19 protein-coding genes and 1 other RNA gene are annotated in these 16486 nt (G+C 58.2%); 5 read left to right on the top strand and 15 right to left on the bottom strand.

The features are described 5' to 3' along the window. Nucleotides 1-5: 5 nt before the first annotated feature. Complete coding sequence (locus L0664_RS02900) at nucleotides 6-560, bottom strand: 5-formyltetrahydrofolate cyclo-ligase (RefSeq protein ID WP_235224124.1); 555 nt, start codon at nucleotides 558-560, stop codon at nucleotides 6-8. Beyond that, nucleotides 557-1930 (bottom strand): magnesium transporter, encoded by a 1374-nt coding sequence (gene mgtE, locus L0664_RS02895; protein WP_235224123.1) that lies wholly within the window; start codon nucleotides 1928-1930, stop codon nucleotides 557-559. Before mgtE ends, L0664_RS02900 begins: the two co-directional genes overlap by 4 nt. 104 nt (nucleotides 1931-2034) lie before the next feature. On the opposite strand from mgtE, the gene guaD reads away from it, so the two are divergent. Next, nucleotides 2035-3321, top strand: coding sequence for a guanine deaminase (gene guaD / locus L0664_RS02890; protein ID WP_235224122.1), 1287 nt, complete (start codon nucleotides 2035-2037; stop codon nucleotides 3319-3321). Here the strand turns inward: guaD and L0664_RS02885 are convergent. From L0664_RS02885 to L0664_RS02870, 4 genes are all read right to left on the bottom strand, one after another. Beyond that, complete coding sequence (locus L0664_RS02885) at nucleotides 3318-3770, bottom strand: CAP domain-containing protein (protein ID WP_235224121.1); 453 nt, start codon at nucleotides 3768-3770, stop codon at nucleotides 3318-3320. The two genes, guaD and L0664_RS02885, sit on opposite strands and share 4 nt — an antisense overlap. A gap of 11 nt (nucleotides 3771-3781) precedes the next feature. Beyond that, nucleotides 3782-5119, bottom strand: coding sequence for an 8-oxoguanine deaminase (locus L0664_RS02880; RefSeq protein ID WP_235224120.1), 1338 nt, complete (start codon nucleotides 5117-5119; stop codon nucleotides 3782-3784). Nucleotides 5120-5296: 177 nt separating this feature from the next. Then, nucleotides 5297-6109, bottom strand: a complete 813-nt coding sequence (locus tag L0664_RS02875) for an inositol monophosphatase family protein (RefSeq protein ID WP_235224119.1) — start codon at nucleotides 6107-6109, stop codon at nucleotides 5297-5299. Nucleotides 6110-6189: 80 nt separating this feature from the next. Continuing rightward, complete coding sequence (locus L0664_RS02870; RefSeq protein ID WP_235224118.1) at nucleotides 6190-6558, bottom strand: helix-turn-helix domain-containing protein; 369 nt, start codon at nucleotides 6556-6558, stop codon at nucleotides 6190-6192. 287 nt (nucleotides 6559-6845) lie between these two features. Between L0664_RS02870 and L0664_RS02865 the strand changes: the two genes are divergently transcribed. Beyond that, nucleotides 6846-7802, top strand: a complete 957-nt coding sequence (locus L0664_RS02865; protein ID WP_235224117.1) for an NADPH:quinone oxidoreductase family protein — start codon at nucleotides 6846-6848, stop codon at nucleotides 7800-7802. Here L0664_RS02865 and L0664_RS02860 read toward each other — a convergent pair. Next, the gene (locus L0664_RS02860) at nucleotides 7799-8683 is read right to left on the bottom strand and encodes a LysR family transcriptional regulator (RefSeq protein WP_235224116.1); all 885 of its coding nucleotides are present in this window, start codon (nucleotides 8681-8683) and stop codon (nucleotides 7799-7801) included. The two genes, L0664_RS02865 and L0664_RS02860, sit on opposite strands and share 4 nt — an antisense overlap. A gap of 186 nt (nucleotides 8684-8869) precedes the next feature. Between L0664_RS02860 and L0664_RS02855 the strand changes: the two genes are divergently transcribed. Together L0664_RS02855 and L0664_RS02850 are read left to right on the top strand one after the other, a co-directional pair. Further along, complete coding sequence (locus tag L0664_RS02855; RefSeq protein ID WP_235224115.1) at nucleotides 8870-9016, top strand: DUF1127 domain-containing protein; 147 nt, start codon at nucleotides 8870-8872, stop codon at nucleotides 9014-9016. Nucleotides 9017-9198: 182 nt separating this feature from the next. Then, the gene (locus L0664_RS02850; RefSeq protein WP_235224114.1) at nucleotides 9199-9945 is read left to right on the top strand and encodes a Bax inhibitor-1/YccA family protein; all 747 of its coding nucleotides are present in this window, start codon (nucleotides 9199-9201) and stop codon (nucleotides 9943-9945) included. 83 nt (nucleotides 9946-10028) lie between these two features. Here the strand turns inward: L0664_RS02850 and L0664_RS02845 are convergent, their stop codons facing one another. Then, nucleotides 10029-10595, bottom strand: coding sequence for a GNAT family N-acetyltransferase (locus L0664_RS02845; RefSeq protein ID WP_235224113.1), 567 nt, complete (start codon nucleotides 10593-10595; stop codon nucleotides 10029-10031). A 21-nt stretch (nucleotides 10596-10616) separates the two neighbouring features. Here L0664_RS02845 and L0664_RS02840 point away from each other — a divergent pair, with 21 nt between their 5' ends. Then, nucleotides 10617-11204, top strand: coding sequence for a hypothetical protein (locus L0664_RS02840; RefSeq protein WP_235224112.1), 588 nt, complete (start codon nucleotides 10617-10619; stop codon nucleotides 11202-11204). 60 nt (nucleotides 11205-11264) lie between these two features. Here the strand turns inward: L0664_RS02840 and rpmG are convergent, their stop codons facing one another. The 7 genes from rpmG to gatC form a co-directional block, all read right to left on the bottom strand. Then, on the bottom strand, nucleotides 11265-11432 hold the full coding sequence (gene rpmG, locus L0664_RS02835; protein WP_015494428.1) for a 50S ribosomal protein L33: 168 nt from the start codon (nucleotides 11430-11432) through the stop codon (nucleotides 11265-11267). A gap of 99 nt (nucleotides 11433-11531) precedes the next feature. Beyond that, entirely contained in the window at nucleotides 11532-12563 is a 1032-nt protein-coding gene (mgrA, locus tag L0664_RS02830) for an L-glyceraldehyde 3-phosphate reductase (RefSeq protein WP_235224111.1), read from the bottom strand. A 347-nt stretch (nucleotides 12564-12910) separates the two neighbouring features. Further along, nucleotides 12911-13293, bottom strand: an RNA gene (rnpB, locus tag L0664_RS02825) — RNase P RNA component class A. An 11-nt stretch (nucleotides 13294-13304) separates the two neighbouring features. Beyond that, complete coding sequence (locus L0664_RS02820; protein ID WP_235224110.1) at nucleotides 13305-13982, bottom strand: N-acetylmuramoyl-L-alanine amidase; 678 nt, start codon at nucleotides 13980-13982, stop codon at nucleotides 13305-13307. Next, on the bottom strand, nucleotides 13983-14660 hold the full coding sequence (locus tag L0664_RS02815) for a hypothetical protein (protein ID WP_235224109.1): 678 nt from the start codon (nucleotides 14658-14660) through the stop codon (nucleotides 13983-13985). A 37-nt stretch (nucleotides 14661-14697) separates the two neighbouring features. Further along, nucleotides 14698-16176, bottom strand: a complete 1479-nt coding sequence (gene gatA / locus L0664_RS02810) for an Asp-tRNA(Asn)/Glu-tRNA(Gln) amidotransferase subunit GatA (RefSeq protein ID WP_235224108.1) — start codon at nucleotides 16174-16176, stop codon at nucleotides 14698-14700. Beyond that, nucleotides 16176-16463 (bottom strand): Asp-tRNA(Asn)/Glu-tRNA(Gln) amidotransferase subunit GatC, encoded by a 288-nt coding sequence (gatC, locus tag L0664_RS02805; protein WP_235224107.1) that lies wholly within the window; start codon nucleotides 16461-16463, stop codon nucleotides 16176-16178. Before gatC ends, gatA begins: the two co-directional genes overlap by 1 nt. Nucleotides 16464-16486: the final 23 nt, after the last annotated feature.

Raw genomic sequence — 16486 nt, 5'->3', positions numbered from 1 at the left:
AGGGCTTAGTGCGGTTCGATGATCCCGTTTTCCGTGACGATCAAATCAAGGGGTTGATCCGTAGGCTCCAGCGGCAGGTCAGGCAGTTCTTGCGCGGCATAGGCAAACCCGATGGCAAGGGTCGGATTGCGCGCGCGCAATCCTTCAAGCGTGCGGTCATAAAACCCGCCGCCATACCCCAACCGCCCACCTGCGCGCGAAAATGCGACCAGCGGCACAATCAGGATTTCGGGGGTCACCCAATCCCCCGTTGCGGGAATTTTGGCACCAAAGGCACCTTCGATCATGTCACAGTCCGGCGTCCATGCGCGAAACTTCAGCGGCTGGCCCGCAGCCTTAATCACAGGCAGGCAAACGAGGCCATGCGCACTTGCTTCTTCCATGGCGGCGGTGGGATCAATTTCAGTGCGCATCTGCGCGTATCCGGCAAGGGGCACGCCGCGATAGCCCGCCAATACCGATGACAGATGGCCCGCATGGCCCTGCCCGAATTCATGGGCGGTTTTGCGGGCCGCAAAGGCGGCTTTGCGCGCGGCGTCTTTGCGATCCTGAAGCGTCACAGCAACATCACCGCCGCCAGCCCAAGGAACGCGAAAAAGCCTACAACATCCGTCACCGTTGTCACAAACGCACCAGAGGCCAGCGCAGGGTCAATTCCGAATTTTTCAAGTACAACCGGGATTGCGGTACCCGCCAGCCCCGCGACCACCATGTTGATCACCATCGCAATCGCAATCACAACGCCAAGCATGGGCGACCCGAACCAGACCCAACCCACGATCCCCATCACGACCGCGAAAATCGCTCCGTTTATCAGCCCCACATACACTTCGCGGCGGATCACGCGCCAGACGTTGGCGCTGGTCAAATCTTTGGTGGCAATCGAACGCACCGCAACGGTCAAAGATTGCGTGCCCGCATTGCCGCCCATGGACGCCACAATAGGCATCAACACAGCGAGCGCCACAAGGGTCGCGATGGTGTCTTCGAACATGGAAATCACGAGGGACGCGAAAATCGCGGTGACCAAATTGACGGCCAGCCATGGAAAACGACGCTTGGTCGTCGCGATGACCTTGTCCGTCAGGCTGGATTCGCCGTCCACACCCGCAAGGCGCAAAATGTCTTCTTCGTGTTCGTCATCCAGCACGATCATCGCGTCATCAATGGTGATCACACCAACAAGCCGGTCGTCTTCGTCGACCACAGGCGCGGAAATTAGGTGATATTGATTGAACGCATAGGCCACGTCTTCTTCGTCCTGATCGACGCGGAATGTGCGAAAACTGTCTTCCATCAGCTCGGTCAGATGGATCGGGCGCGGCGTGCCCAAAAGGCGGCCCAGCGTCACATAGCCCACGGGTTTCATGCGCGGGTCGACCAAAATCACGTGGTAAAACTGTTCCGGCAGATCATCGGACGCGCGCAGATAATCAATCGTTTCGCCGACCGTCCAGTGGGACGGCGCGCGCACGACTTCCATTTGCATCAGGCGTCCGGCGGATTCGTCGGGATAGGCCAAAGCCTGTTCAACGACCAAACGATCACTGGCGTTCAGCGCGTCCAACACCTGTTCTTGTTGATCCTCGCCAAGGTCTTCGACCAGATCAACGACATCATCGGATTCCAGATGCCGCACAGCATCGGCCAGTTCGGTCGGGCCCAAAATGTCGATGACTTCTTCGCGCAGATCATCGCCAAGTTCGGACAGGATTTCACCGTCCATCCCGTCTTTCCACAACGCCAACAGCGCGGCGCGATCACGTTCGTTCAACTGTTCCAGAAGGTCGGCAACGTCGGCGGGGTGCAACGGGTTAAGCACCGTGTTGAGCGACGCGATATCATCGGCGTTCACGATATCAACGACCATCGCCACAAGGTTCTTGGGCAGGCCTTCGTCTTCTTCGATCATCTCTGCTGTGTCGGCCATATGTCCCCCGTTCGCATGCAGCATATCCATTCACCGCGCACCCTCAAGCGATCATGCATGATTTTGCGATTTACCCGCCCGTTGCACAAAACTAGACAAGAGGCATGAAAGATCACCTTCTTCTTGGCCAAACCTTGCGTTTTTCCGGCGATCCCTTCGTCGGTGCACCGCAGGACAGCGCAATAATCGGCGCACGCGGTGGCGTTTTGGTGCGCGATGGGCGGATTGCGGGTGTCGGCGAAGCGGACGATTTGCGCCGCGACCACCCGCAGGTCGACATTATCGATCACGGCGACAAGCTGATCACCGCCGGGTTCGTGGACGCCCACATGCATTACCCACAAACCGCGATGATCGCATCATGGGGCAAACGCCTGATCGATTGGCTGAACACCTACACCTTTCCCGAAGAAACAAAATTCGCGGATCGGGCGTACGCAGATGACATCGCAGATCGCACGCTCGACCTCGCGTTGGCGCACGGCACCACCACGTTGACCAGCTTTTGCACGATCCATCCGGCCTCTGTAGATGCATTTTTCGGCGCGGCCTCTGCGCGCAACATGGCGGTGGTTGCAGGCAAAACCTGTATGGATCGCAACGCACCAGACGGGCTGCGCGACAATGCGAAATCCGCCTATGACGACAGCAAAGCGCTGCTTGAAAAATGGCACGGGAACGGGCGTGCGACCTACGCGATTACGCCACGGTTTTCGCCAACATCGACCCCAGAACAGCTTGAGACGTTGGGCGTTTTATGGGCCGAACACCCCGAGGCATTGATGCAAACCCACCTGAGCGAACAGGTCGATGAAATCGCATGGGTGCGTGATTTGTTTCCGACGGCGCGCGATTACCTCGATACATACGAAACCTTCGGTCTGCTGGGCGAACGCGGCCTGTATGGCCACGCGATCCATCTTGAACCGCGCGAGGTGGATCGATTGGCCGAAGTCGGCGGGGCCGTCGTTCACTGCCCGACTTCCAACACTTTTATCGGGTCCGGTCTGTTCGATATGGCGGGGCTAAAGGCGCGTGGGCTGTCCGTAGGACTTGCCACAGACACAGGCGGCGGATCGTCATTTTCCATGTTGCGCACTATGGCCGCGGCGTATGAAATCGCCCAGTTGCGCGGCACAGCGCTGCATCCGGCGCAACTGATGTGGCTGGCCAGCGAAGGATCAGCCCGCGCCCTGCACATGGGTGGCGAAATCGGGTCACTGACGGTTGGTGCCATGGCCGACATCACCGTGCTCGACCTGTCCTCAACGCCCGCCATTGCCCAGCGCAGCGCACGTGCGGACACCCTGTGGGAGGCGCTGTTTCCAACAATCATGATGGGCGACGACCGCGCAATCGCGCAGGTTTATGTCGCGGGCAAAGCGATCTAGCAGCCGCGCCCCAACATCAAAACCCACATATTGTTTACCCGACCAATGCCAAATTCAGTGGCATCGGGTAGCAGAATATTGCGCCTGTGGCCGCTTGAATTCATCCAGCCAGTCATCACCGCCGCCTCTGATAGTTGTCCGTTGGCAATGTTTTCAGCCGCAACGCACGGATACCCTGCCGCCTGTGCGCGCTGCACAAACGAAGACCCGTTGCGACCCTCGTGCGAAAAATATCCCTGCGTGACCATATCCTGTGCATGAGCCTGCGCCGCGCGGGACAGATTTACGTCTTCGGACAATGCCCCAAGCCCCTGCGCAGCCCGCTCGCTGTTCAAAAGAGCCCCGATTTGCCCCTGCGGCACAACCACGGGCACCGCATTTGTCGATGTTTCAACAGCAGGTTGGCACGCCGAAAGCGCCAGCACCGCAAGACCCAATATTCGTTTCATCGCAGCCTCCGTCAGTTTTGTAATTTCTGCACCAACTGCCCTTGCCTGACAATCGCGCGGCCCAGATCAAAGCTGACCACGCGGCCATCCGCCACAATGCGCCGCCCCTCTACCAGTAGGTCACGCACACGGGTCGGACCCGCCAGCAAAATCGCAGCCGGATCCCATGACCCTGCACTTTCGATCCCGCTGACATCCCAAATTGCGATATCCGCACGCTTGCCGATCGCAATTTGCCCGCAATCGTCGCGCCCCAAAACCTCTGCCCCGCCTCTTGTTGCAATTTCCAACGCCTCACGTGCTGACATCGCATCCGCACCCAAGGCCACCCGCTGCAACAACATCGTCTGGCGCGCCTCACCGACCAAGGACCCTGCATCGTTTGACGCAGATCCATCCACGCCAAGCCCGACAGGAACACCCGCGTCCCGCATCGCGCGTACAGGTGCGATACCCGACCCAAGGCGACAATTGGAACACGGACAATGGGCGACCCCTGTTTTGGATCGCGCAAATAAATCAATCTCTTGCCCGTCAAGCTTTACACAATGCGCATGCCACACATCCGGTCCGGTCCAGCCCAAATCTTCGGCGTATTGACCGGGGCGGCAGCCAAATTTTTCCAGTGAATAGGCGATGTCTTCGTCGTTTTCGGCCAAATGTGTGTGCAACATGACGCCCTTGTCACGCGCCAGCACAGCAGCATCGCGCATCAGATCGCGGCTGACCGAAAACGGCGAACAGGGTGCCACACCGACCCGCACCATGGCGCCGTCTGACCTATCGTGGTGCGCATCGATGACACGGATACAGTCTTCAAGAATTACGGCCTCGTCCTCGACCAGCGAATCCGGCGGCAACCCTCCGTCGCTCTCACCGATGGACATGGCTCCGCGGGTCGGATGGAACCGCAACCCGACCTCACCTGCGGCGGCAATCGTGTCATCCAACCGCGACCCGTTCGGGTAAAGATACAGATGATCGGACGTCATCGTGCATCCCGACAGTGCCAGTTCGGCCAATCCGATCTGCGCCGATACAAACATTTCTTCGGGCCCAAACCGCGCCCAAATCGGATAAAGCGTCTGCAACCACCCAAACAACAACGCATCCTGCCCGCCTGGAACGGCCCGCGTCAGTGTTTGATACAAATGGTGATGTGTGTTCACCAATCCGGGCGTAACGACACAACCCGCAGCATGGATCACCTCAGCGCCCGCCGCGTCTAAACCGACGTCAATCTGCGCTATCACGCCATCGCTCAGCAACACATCCGCGCCGGCCAATTCGCGCCGCGCATCGTCCATCGTCAAAACCGCTAAAGCGCCCTTGATCAAAATATCTGGCATCGGCCAATCCTTTCGATCCCGTTCGGGTTAGGTATTGCCGTCAGAACGGGTAAGGACACGACACACGTAAGCTAACGGTGAACCGTACCGCCCTTCAACCCATCTTTGGTTCCCAAATATTCTGGGGGGTCTGGGGGGCTAGCCCCCCAGCGGATCGGATTGGCGAAGCCAATTCGACTACAGGCTCGCCAATATCTTAAGCGCCTGCGCGTGAAGCGTTGCGTTCGCCGCGGCAAGCGCCCGCCCACCTTCATGGGCAGGACCACCTTGCCAATCTGTCACAATCCCCCCCGCCGCATGTACGACGGCAATCGGGGCTTGAATGTCATAGGCGCTCAACCCGGCCTCAATGACCAGATCAACCTGCCCCAACGCCAACAGCGCGTAGCCATAACAATCCATGCCATAGCGGGTCAGCTTGCATTTTGTCGCCACCTCGCGAAAGGCCGCGCCGTCCTGCACTGTCCCGACTTCGGGAAAGGTTGTCAGGATCGTGGCCTGCGCAAGAGTTTCGGTCGCTGACGTCCGCAAAGGTGCTGCACCTTGCGGTCCTGTCATGTCGGCAATTCCAAATCCGCCCTCGAACCGCTCCCCGATATAGGGTTGATCGATAAGCCCGTATAAAACCCCACTGACGTCGCGCACCGACACCAGAACACCCCATGTCGGCGTGCCGCTGATAAACCCGCGGGTGCCATCAATCGGATCCAGAACCCATTGCAGGCCCGTCGTGCCGCTTGTTTCGCCAAACTCTTCGCCCAGGATCGCATCATCCGGGCGCAGGGTTGCCACTATCGCGCGCATGGCCAATTCGGCGGCGCGGTCGGCTTCTGTGACGGGGTCAAATCCGCCAGCGTCTTTGTTGTCTGATACAAGGCCTGTACGAAACAGCGGCAGGATCGCCCCGCGTGCGGCATCTGCCATGGCATGGGCACAGGCGCGCAATGCGTCCTGGTCTGCCGCCGTCAATTTCACATGTGAAAGAGTCATCGCACCCGCCTTTGGCCAAATTCATCCCCGCTGCGGTAGCGGGGCAATGGGCCAAAGGTCAAGGGCGTAGACTGCGGCGCTTAGGCCGCTTCGGACAGAACGCGGGCCAGATCGAACAAGCGACGGCGCTGGTTTTCCGGGATCGCGTAGTAGGACCGCAACAGATCAAGGGCTTCTTTGTCGGACAAAATATCGCTCGGCATTCCGGCGTGATCCGTTGGGATCATGTCGCCATCAAGGCCTTCAAAGAAGAACGCCACTTCGACGCCCAAAGCCGCTGCAATATCCCAAAGACGGGACGCGCTGACGCGGTTCATGCCTGTTTCGTATTTCTGGATTTGCTGGAACTTGATGCCAACCTGATCGGCAAGCTGTTGTTGCGTGGTGCCACTGACCCATCGGCGGTGGCGGATGCGCTTGCCCACATGGACGTCAACTGGGTGTTTCATAGGTATCTTCCCGTAATTGTGCCACACACCGGCCTTTGGCCTGTCGCGGTGACGCGGTTGTTTGGTATCGCAAAGTTATTCGCGTTAGACGCCTAGAAATCGGCCACAGCCCGAACACGCAAGGGTTGCATCCCAAAGCCTATCCTTTAGGACAGGTTCAAAGGTCACGGGCCTGTCGGAAAGGACAGTTTTCATTTTCGGTGCTCCAAAATCATTCCCTCGTTACCCCTCTTGGATCGATCAAAAATTGTTGATTCTAAAAGGGTTTCTTTTTACGAAAGTTCCCCATGCGCGCCTTCCAAGTTCTTGAGACAGCCACAAAACCCACCCTGAATACCGTCGCCGCACCTGTGCCCGCAGAAGGCGAAGTGCTGCTCGACATCGCGGCGTGCGGATTGAACTTTGCCGATCTGTTAATGGCCAAAGGCACCTATCAGGACACGCCCCCTGCTCCGTTCACTTTAGGGATGGAGGTCTGTGGCGTCGTCACGGCCCTCGGCGCGGGCGTGACACAACCCGCAATCGGCACCCGCGTTGCGGTGTTTGGCGGCCAAGGCGGGCTGGCGGAACAAGGTGTTTTCCCGGCAGCCCTGTGTCGCGCCGTGCCCGATGACATGACGTCAGAACAGGCCGCCGGATTTCAGGTGGCTTATGGCACATCCCATTTGGCCCTGACCCGCCGCGCCGCGCTAAAGCAGGGGGAAACTCTGCTGGTGCTTGGTGCCGCTGGCGGGGTTGGCCTGACGGCAGTTGAAATTGGCAAAGCGATGGGCGCGCGTGTGATCGCGGTCGCGCGCGGCGCAGACAAGATGGCCGTCGCGTCTGCCGCGGGGGCCGATCATGTTTTTGATGCCTCAGATGATATCACAGCGCAGGTTCGCGCGCTGGGTGGGGCGGACGTGGTGTATGACCCCGTCGGGGGCGATGCGTTTACCGCCGCGATGCGCGCCACAAACCGCGAAGGCCGCATTGTGACAATCGGCTTTGCGAGTGGCGACGTTCCACAAGTGCCGGCCAATCATCTGCTGGTCAAAAACATCACGCTGATCGGGTTTTATTGGGGTGGATACCTTAAATTCAACCCGACCGCGCTGACCGACAGCATGGGTGAGCTGTTGGACTGGTACGCAGCGGGCCGACTGAAACCCCATGTCAGCCATGTGCTGCCCTTGGCCGATGCCGCCGCCGCGCTTGAGCTGTTGCGCAGCCGCAAAAGCACCGGAAAAGTTGTCGTGACCCCCTAAACGCTGCGCAGTCGTGCGGCATCATCCGCCCATTCGGACAAATAGGAATGGCGGATCATGTCATACAGGGCCGCCTGAACCGGATCAGCCTTGGACTGCATGTATAGAACAATTGAGGACGTGCCGGGATCCGGTAGATTGGCCTCTGACGGGATCGGGGCAGTCTGGCGCGCGTAGACACCTTTGATCACCGCATGAACCGCGAGGTCCGCGCTCACCACTGCTTCGATGGCCGTGTCGGTTTGCGATTCCACGACCATTTCCCACCCGAAAGATGCATCATCCATACGTTTCAGGACGCCAGCGCGGAAAATGCAGTTGCTGCAAAAGGCGACCGGCAACGGGCGTTGGCGCCACGCGCCGCCCCCCACAGCCCCCACCCAGACCAGCGGCAGCGTCACAAGTGCTTCGCCGCCCGGGCCGGGTTGGGATTCTGTGGTGATAATCGCGTCACATTCACCACGGCCAAACATCTCGCGCAGGCGCTTTGTCGGCTCAGACACCAATTTAATCTTCATACGCGGGAAATCAGCGGCAAAGCGGCGCAGCACAGGCGGAATATAGGGGTCGATAATGTCGTGGGGCACACCCAGCACGATTTCGCCTTCATAATCCTGCGATGTCAGGCGCTGTAAGGCTTCGTCGTTCAACGTCAGCATCCGGCGCGCATAACTCAGCAGCTGCTCCCCCTCAGCGGTCACCGAAATCTGGCGCGCGGAACGGTCCAGCAAAGACACGCCGAGGCTTTCCTCCAACCGCTTGAGCTGCATGGACACCGCCGATTGCGTCAGGTTCAGCATCCCAGCGGCCTTCGTCACACCGCCCGTATCCGCCACCGTCACGAATGAACGCAGTGCGGTTGTATCCAGATTTCTCGCCATATCACCAATCCTGATAGTTTATCTTTCAATCATTCATTTCACTTATGTCACATAATCCTAGATACATCAACATATCGAATACTAAACGATCAACACATCACGAAAGGACGAGATATGACGATTTCAATTGCAACATCACGGGCATCTTCCTGCACACAGCGCGCACCCCGGCCCCGTGCATCATTGATGACAGCATTAACCGTTTGGTCCGAACGCCGTGCGCTGGCCCGCATGGATGTGTCGCGCCTGAAAGATATGGGGATTTCACCCCAAGACGCCGCGATCGAAGCGGCCCGCCCTTTCTGGGATTTGCCGGCCCAGACCTGCGGTTAGGGTCTGGTTTGCCCGATCCCGTGGCATTCCTGACAATTTTGCGCGGAATTAGGGGGATGTGGTATCGGTTTTCCTTGAAATACAAGGGAACCGTGCCAATATCCTACACCAAGGGAGTTCCGGCAGCCAACCAGCTGTTTCAGGGGCCCGAATGTTAGAAACGTTCAACCTTGGAGGGAACCATGGCTGACTACAGAAACCCGCAAATGGGCACCGCAGCTGGCGTGCGCACGGCGGATATCGATGAGGGCCTTCGCGCCCACATGAACAAAGTCTACGGGCTGATGTCGCTTGCGATGGTCGTGACGGCAGCGATTGCCTACACGATTGGCACAAGCAACGCCGCGCTTGAGACGATCTTTACGAACACCCCGTTGCTGTACGCGATCATGTTTGGCCCACTGGCCTTGGTGCTGGTGCTGAACTTTAGCTTCGCGCGTCTGTCTGTTGGCGCCTTGAACGGCATCTTCTGGGCCTACGCGGCCCTGACCGGCGCGTCCTTGTCCGTCATCTTTGTGATGTTCAACTTGGGCGAAATTTTCGTCGCACTCGGCGTCACATCCGTGGCGTTCCTTGGTCTGTCGCTGGTCGGCTACACCACCAAACGCGATCTGGGTCCGATTGGCGCCTTCTTGATCATGGGCGCATGGGGCTTGGTTGCCTTGACGCTTGGCGCATGGGTATTCGGCATCGGCATTTCATCCGGCATGGAATTCGCGATCAACCTTCTTGCGCTGGTGATTTTTGCGGGCCTCACAGCCTACTACACGCAAAGCATCAAGAACGAATATCTTCAGGCCCGCACATACGGCGGCCCAGAGGCAGAGCAGTATCTTGAAAAAGCGGCCATCGTTGGCGCGCTGAGCCTCTATATCTCGTTCATCGCGATGTTCCGGTCGATCCTGTTCTTGCTGTCCAGCAACGACTAATCGATCTTCGGAAATAACATTTGAAAGGCCGCCCCAGTGCAAACCGGGGCGGCCTTTTTCGTGCGCGACATATAAATGACGGCCTACAGATGGCGCTCCATTTCAATGGCGGGGAAATCAATGCCCGGGCCAAGGGGGATGGTGATCGGCCCTAAAGTGTCGAATTCCATTGCGCCGTAAAACGGGGCGGCGGTCAGGGTCGAATAACAATGCAGGCGGCGCAACCCTTGGGCCTTTGCATCCGCTGCGATGTGGGTCAGCAGGGCACGTCCGACACCGCGACGTGTTACACGATCATCGGTCACAACATGACGGATATGCCCCACACCACGGGTCAGACTGCCCTTGCCCGGTGCCGTTGCAGTCCAGCCGCCCGCCCCCAGCAAAACGCCATCTTCTTCCACAAGAAAATACGTGCCGCAGGTCACCAGCTCTGGCTGGGCGCGGCTGATCTTTGGCAGGGCCAAAACAAGCGTCGAGGGCGGATAATCGGGCTTCAGCAATCTTGGATAAGCCCGCGCCAACAGGGCATCAACAGCGGCGATATCTTGCTTGGTGGCGGCGCGCAGGGTGAACATCGTGTCGCGGTCCTTGTTGTTTCGGGTAGCGTGGTCAGGAACATAGCCCGCATTCCGGGCAATGTTAGGCAATGACAACATAAGGCGCGGCGCGTGAAAGTGATGCAATCCCTGTTTGGGGCAGGTGGGACGGGCGATCCGGTTGACGCGGCCTTGGCGACGGCCGAGGTGGCGGAACACGCAGGCCCGTGGCACCAGATCACCGTGATGGCTGTCGGGGGCCTGACAGCCATCGGGTTTGATCGTGCCAGCGACACACTGCTTGTCACGTCGGCTAATGGTCAAAGCGTGATTGCCGGAACCACTGGTGACATTCTTTATCGCAACCGCGACGACGACGGCCTTGATGTGTCCGCGCTCAAGGGAACGCGGCTAGACCATCCGGCAGATGAACGGTTCGACATGGCAGGGCTATATGGTGGCGGCCTGCGCACCGTAACTGATGACGGCTGGTCGGTTGAGGCACTGCGCGGGGCGAGCATTTTACATCCGCTGAACGCGTCCATTCATTTCCTTGATCCTAAATGGGAAAGTTACGCGAAAGACCCGACATTTTATATGTTGGACCGTGGCAGCGAAGAAATCCGTGCGCTGGGCTTTTCGTGGACGGGCCGCACGTTGGCCGTTGCGACGTCAAGCACCCTGTCCCTGTGGGCGCGCCCTGCCCCGCTGACACTATAGCAAACGAAAACGGGCCGCCCGATTGGGGCGACCCGCTTTGAAACTTGCAAAAGGCTGATCTTACTTGATCTTGCCTTCTTTGTACTCAACGTGCTTGCGGACCACTGGGTCATACTTATTGACGACCATTTTCTCGGTCATCGTGCGCGCGTTTTTCTTTGCCACGTAGAAGTGGCCGGTGCCTGCTGTGGAGTTCAGGCGGATTTTGATCGTGGTTGGCTTCGCCATGGGTTCTCTCCGACTTCGCGCCGCTGAATCGGGCGCGTGAATACATATTGAACCCGCCTTCTAAGGGGTTGTGGGCGCGAGTCAACACCAATCGCCGCGCTAGACCTCCTCAGACGAGGTTGCCCAAAGGTTCAGGCCTTTGTCACTGGCAAATTTGTCAATCTCAGCCAGCTCTGTCGCACTAAATTCAAGGTTCTGGGCAGCGCCCGCACAATCAACAATCTGGCTGGATTTCGACGCACCGATCAAAGCGGTTGTAATTCCGTTGTCGCGCAGCACCCACGCAATGGCCATCTGCGCCAGCGTTTGCCCGCGGGCTTCGGCGATGCCATTCAGCCCCTTCAACGCTGCGATCATCTCATCGGTGATAACGCCCGCGTCCAATGAACTGTCTTTGGTCGCGCGGCTGCCCTCAGGAATGCCACCCAGATATTTCTTGGTCAAAAGCCCTTGGGCCAAAGGAGTGAACGCAATCGACCCAACCCCAAGATCATCCAACGTGTCCTTCAGACCATCACGTTCCACCCAGCGGTTCAGCATATTATAGCTTGGCTGGTGAATAACACAGGGCGTTCCAAGGTCGTTGAGGATTGCGACAGCTTCGCGGGTGCGTTCAGAGTTGTACGACGAAATACCGACGTAAAGTGCGCGACCAGATCGCACGATATGATCAAGCGCGCCCATCGTTTCTTCCAGCGGGGTGTCGGGGTCAAAACGATGCGAATAGAAAATGTCGACGTAATCAAGGCCCATCCGTTTCAGCGATTGATCGCACGATGAAATCAGATATTTGCGGCTGCCCATTTCGCCGTAAGGGCCGGGCCACATCATATATCCGGCTTTCGAACTGATAATCAGCTCATCCCGATACCCGTTGAAATCCGTTGCGAGGATTTCCCCGAATGCTTCCTCGGCGCTGCCCGCTGGTGGGCCGTAATTATTGGCCAAATCGAAATGCGTGATCCCGTGATCAAACGCAGTGCGGCACATGTCGCGTTTCAGCTCATGCGGTGTATCGCCGCCGAAGTTGTGCCACAGGCCAAGGGAAACCGCAGGGAGTTTGAGGCCCGATTTGCCGCAGCGGCGGTAGGGCATGGTGTCGTAGCGGGTATCGGCGGGGATATATGTCATGCGGGCTCCTTTGATTGAGAGTTTGCGGGACAAGGGTGGTGGTTGCAACAGAGGGTGCGCGCCTTCGTCCTAACGGATCTCAGCCGCTGTCCGGCTTCGCGGACTGGATATGGGGTAGATGTTTGACGCACCCTTTGCCACCCGTATATCTGGACCTTCGTCCGGACACGCCAGTACGCCTTAACGCCTGAGTGGCTGCATATTTGGCTGCGCCAATTATGCCATTGCCACCCGTATTTCTGGACATTCGTCCGGACACGCCAGCGCGCCTTAACGCCTGAGTGGCTGCATATTTGGCTGCGCCAATTATGCCATTGCCACCCGTATTTCTGGACCTTCGTCCAGAAATACGCGGAGGATCTATAAGCCGGATTTTGTTCCCTGAGTTGCCCCAGTTCGATGACCATTCATCTCAAGTGCCTGTTACCAGACACCCTCTAGCTGCCAACCCGGACCTGCTCGGATCAAGACGATCCTGTGAAGTTACCCCCCACACGCGGCCCCTATTTGGCATTGCTCCCGGTGGGGCTTGCCATGCCAGCGATGTTGCCACCGCCGCGGTGGGCTTTTACCCCACCGTTTCACCCTTACCTGAACCAGTCAGGCGGTCTGTTCTCTGTGGCGCTGTCCGTCAGGTTGCCCTGCCCGGGCGTTACCCGGCACCGTGCCTTGATGGAGTCCGGACTTTCCTAGATCAACTTGCGCTGACCTCGGCCATCCAATCCTCCGCGTGGGATCGGGTTAAGAGGTGAGGCGATGTTTCGCAATAGGGAACCGTTCCGCCAAATCAGCGGCGAGTGCGCAATCGACGCCATCAAGGGGGCCGTGGTGGCCCTGCCTGTGGCGCAAACGAAAGGCATGCAGCACCACATCGGGATCAACATCAGCAACGTAACCGATCGTGACCAGATCGCGTGCAAATGTATCAGCATCCAAAGGCGCGGCGGTCTTGTGATCTGCCGCCACAGCCATCCCGCCACGTGCCAAACGCACCCAATCAAACCGCGCACCGGGGTCAATTTTGCGCCCCGGCGCGAGGTCGGAATGGGCAATCACACGGTGGGCTGGAATGGCCCAACGGTCCATTATCTGGGGCAACAACCGCTCTAACCCATCCATCAACGGCGCGGCAAAAGGCGAATATCCATCGTTGTTAAGCTCAATCCCGATGGAACGTGAATTGACGTCTGTGATATCACCCCAAGACCCTGCCCCGGCATGCCACGCGCGCTGATCTTCGTCGACCAACTGCACCACATCCCCTTGTTCCGACAGGATATAATGGGCCGATACCTGTGCGTCAGGATTGCACAACCAGTCGCGGGCCGCGCGCCAGTCCGGCATCGCAGTATAGTGCAAAACGATGATGTCAGGGACAGCGCCATCGCGGCGCGGGCCAAAATTTGGCGATCGCGCCAATCAGTTGCCAGCAGCGATCGTGCGGAACGCTTGCGGATCCCAACCACAGGCAAAACCATCACCATCAGGGTCAATGCCAAGGCGGTCACGCGACGGGCCGCCACGGGTCAGAAAATCGCGCTGGGCATCATCGGGCGTGCGATACTTGGCACAATTACGCTGGAACCGTGCATCCGTTGACAAACCCGAACGGTCAAACACGCCCTCACCCCGATTGTTCGGGGCTTGCAGCGCATATTGCACGATATTGGGGCCAGCATTGCCCGGACGATCCGGTAGCGCCGTGGCCTCAATCAATTGATAGGCTGCCGCCTGACGGGCACGACGTTCGGCATCGGATTCAATGCTTTCGCGGCTCGCCACGGCTGCGAAATTCTGCTCGTCCGAAATTTCCGGGTTGGACGCCAGCGCGGTTTGCGGCGTGTCTACCACATCAGTTGTGTTGATCCCCGCAGCGGCAAGTTCCGTCGTGGAAATGCCAGCGGCGGGCGGAAGGATCGCGCCGTTGTCGCTGATCGTCGGGGCCGTGCCGCCCTGCAACGCAGCTTCGCGGCGGGCGCGCTCAAGTTCGTATTCGGCGTAGTCGTTAAAACCGACACCGGCACCACTATCCGGCACCTGCGGAGTACAGGCGGCCAGCGCCAGAAGGCTAACACCTAGAATTGCGATCTTTTTCACGGGCTTACTCAGTCTCTGTTTTTGGTCGTTAGGCGGTTTACCACCAACGGTTCGGTTTTGCTACAAATTGCGCCGATTGTTCCAAAGCGTAGGCAGTATTCAGCAAATCCGCTTCTTCCCACGGGCGGCCAATCAACTGCAACCCAAGGGGCAGACCGTCTTTGTCAACGCCAGCAGGCACGGCAATGCCCGGAAGCCCCGCAAGGTTCGTCGTCACGGTGAACACATCGTTAAGGTACATTTTGATCGGATCAGCATCCGCCATTGACCCTAGTTCAAAGGCCGACGATGGCGTTGCAGGCGTCAGGATCGCATCAACACCATCATCAAAGACGTTTTCGAAATCACGTTTGATCAGCGCACGAACTTTGCGGGCGCGGTTGTAATAAGCATCGTAGAATCCGGCGCTTAGAACATAAGTCCCGATCATCACGCGGCGTTTCACTTCGTTACCGAAGCCCTCTGCGCGGGTTTTTTCGTACATCTCTGTGATACCGTCGCCCGCATCGATCTTGGCACGGTGGCCAAAACGCACACCGTCATATCGCGCAAGGTTACTGGATGCTTCCGCAGGCGCGATCACGTAATAGGCGGGCAATGCGTATTTGGTGTGCGGCAGGGTGATGTCGCGGATTTCAGCGCCCGCATCTTTCAGCATAGCGGTGCCGTCTTCCCACAGCTTTGCAATTTCTTCGGGCATGCCGTCCATGCGGTATTCTTTCGGAATACCAATGACTTTGCCGCGAATGTCACCTGTGAGCGCCGCTTCGAAATCCGGCACCGCAAGGTCGGCAGACGTGGAATCTTTGGGGTCATGCCCCGACATCGCCTTCAGCATAATGGCCGCGTCACGAACATCTTTCGTCATCGGGCCCGCCTGATCGAGCGATGACGCAAACGCCACAATGCCCCAGCGCGATACACGCCCATAGGTCGGCTTGATGCCGGTTATGCCAACAAAAGCCGCGGGTTGGCGGATTGAACCACCGGTATCGGTTCCTGTTGCGCCAAGGCACAGATCAGCGGCCACAGCAGATGCAGACCCACCCGAAGACCCACCGGGCGTCAACGCGGCATCAGAATTTCCGCGCTTCCAAGGGTTAACAGCATTGCCGTAAACAGACGTTTCGTTGGACGATCCCATGGCAAATTCGTCCATGTTCAACTTGCCCAACATCACCGCGCCGTCCGCGAACAATTGGCTGGTCACCGTTGATTCATATTCCGGTTTGAACCCTTCAAGGATGCCGGATGCGGCCTGCGACGGCACACCCTTGGTGCAGAACAAGTCTTTGATCCCTAACGGAATTCCGTTCAAATCGCCGCCGTTTTTATTCGCGTCAGCGGCCTTCGCCATGTCTAGCGCAAGGTCAGGCGTCTTGTGCACGAAAGCCCCTAAAGCGTCCGCTTTTTCGATCTCGGACAGGCAGGCTTGCGTCAGTTCAACAGACGTCACATCCCCCTTTTTCAGGGCGTCACGCGCCTCGGAGATTTTCATTTTTGACAGGTCAGACATTATTCAACCACCTTGGGAACGGCGAAAAATCCTTCGCGGGCATCGGGTGCGTTTTTCAACACGGCTTGCGGCTGGTTGCCATCGGTCACAACGTCGGTCCGGCGCTTCAGGCGCTGCGGGGTGACGGATGTCATCGGCTCAATGCCTTCGATATCAACTTCGTTCAGCTGCTCGATAAAACCAAGTATTGCGCTGAATTCATTGGCCAATTCCGGCAAATCAGCCTCGGGCACTTGAATGCGTGCCAGCTTGGCCACGCGGCGGGCGGTATCTGTATCGATGGACATGTGCGTCTCCGGTAGATGTGATC

Source organism: Octadecabacter dasysiphoniae (genome assembly GCF_021532615.1).
In the GTDB taxonomy this organism is placed as follows: domain Bacteria; phylum Pseudomonadota; class Alphaproteobacteria; order Rhodobacterales; family Rhodobacteraceae; genus Octadecabacter; species Octadecabacter dasysiphoniae.
Note: the sequence above shows the minus strand (reverse complement) of the source record. Positions and strands in the feature narration are given on the sequence as shown.

Coding starts and splice junctions, on each gene's coding strand:
- mgtE (WP_235224123.1), bottom strand. CDS start 1,930: ATGGCCGACACAGCAGAGATGATCGAAGAAGACGAAGGCCTGCCCAAG.
- guaD (WP_235224122.1), top strand. CDS start 2,035: ATGAAAGATCACCTTCTTCTTGGCCAAACCTTGCGTTTTTCCGGCGAT.
- L0664_RS02885 (WP_235224121.1), bottom strand. CDS start 3,770: ATGAAACGAATATTGGGTCTTGCGGTGCTGGCGCTTTCGGCGTGCCAA.
- L0664_RS02880 (WP_235224120.1), bottom strand. CDS start 5,119: ATGCCAGATATTTTGATCAAGGGCGCTTTAGCGGTTTTGACGATGGAC.
- L0664_RS02875 (WP_235224119.1), bottom strand. CDS start 6,109: ATGACTCTTTCACATGTGAAATTGACGGCGGCAGACCAGGACGCATTG.
- L0664_RS02870 (WP_235224118.1), bottom strand. CDS start 6,558: ATGAAACACCCAGTTGACGTCCATGTGGGCAAGCGCATCCGCCACCGC.
- L0664_RS02865 (WP_235224117.1), top strand. CDS start 6,846: ATGCGCGCCTTCCAAGTTCTTGAGACAGCCACAAAACCCACCCTGAAT.
- L0664_RS02860 (WP_235224116.1), bottom strand. CDS start 8,683: ATGGCGAGAAATCTGGATACAACCGCACTGCGTTCATTCGTGACGGTG.
- L0664_RS02855 (WP_235224115.1), top strand. CDS start 8,870: ATGACAGCATTAACCGTTTGGTCCGAACGCCGTGCGCTGGCCCGCATG.
- L0664_RS02850 (WP_235224114.1), top strand. CDS start 9,199: ATGGCTGACTACAGAAACCCGCAAATGGGCACCGCAGCTGGCGTGCGC.
- rpmG (WP_015494428.1), bottom strand. CDS start 11,432: ATGGCGAAGCCAACCACGATCAAAATCCGCCTGAACTCCACAGCAGGC.
- mgrA (WP_235224111.1), bottom strand. CDS start 12,563: ATGACATATATCCCCGCCGATACCCGCTACGACACCATGCCCTACCGC.
- gatA (WP_235224108.1), bottom strand. CDS start 16,176: ATGTCTGACCTGTCAAAAATGAAAATCTCCGAGGCGCGTGACGCCCTG.
- gatC (WP_235224107.1), bottom strand. CDS start 16,463: ATGTCCATCGATACAGATACCGCCCGCCGCGTGGCCAAGCTGGCACGC.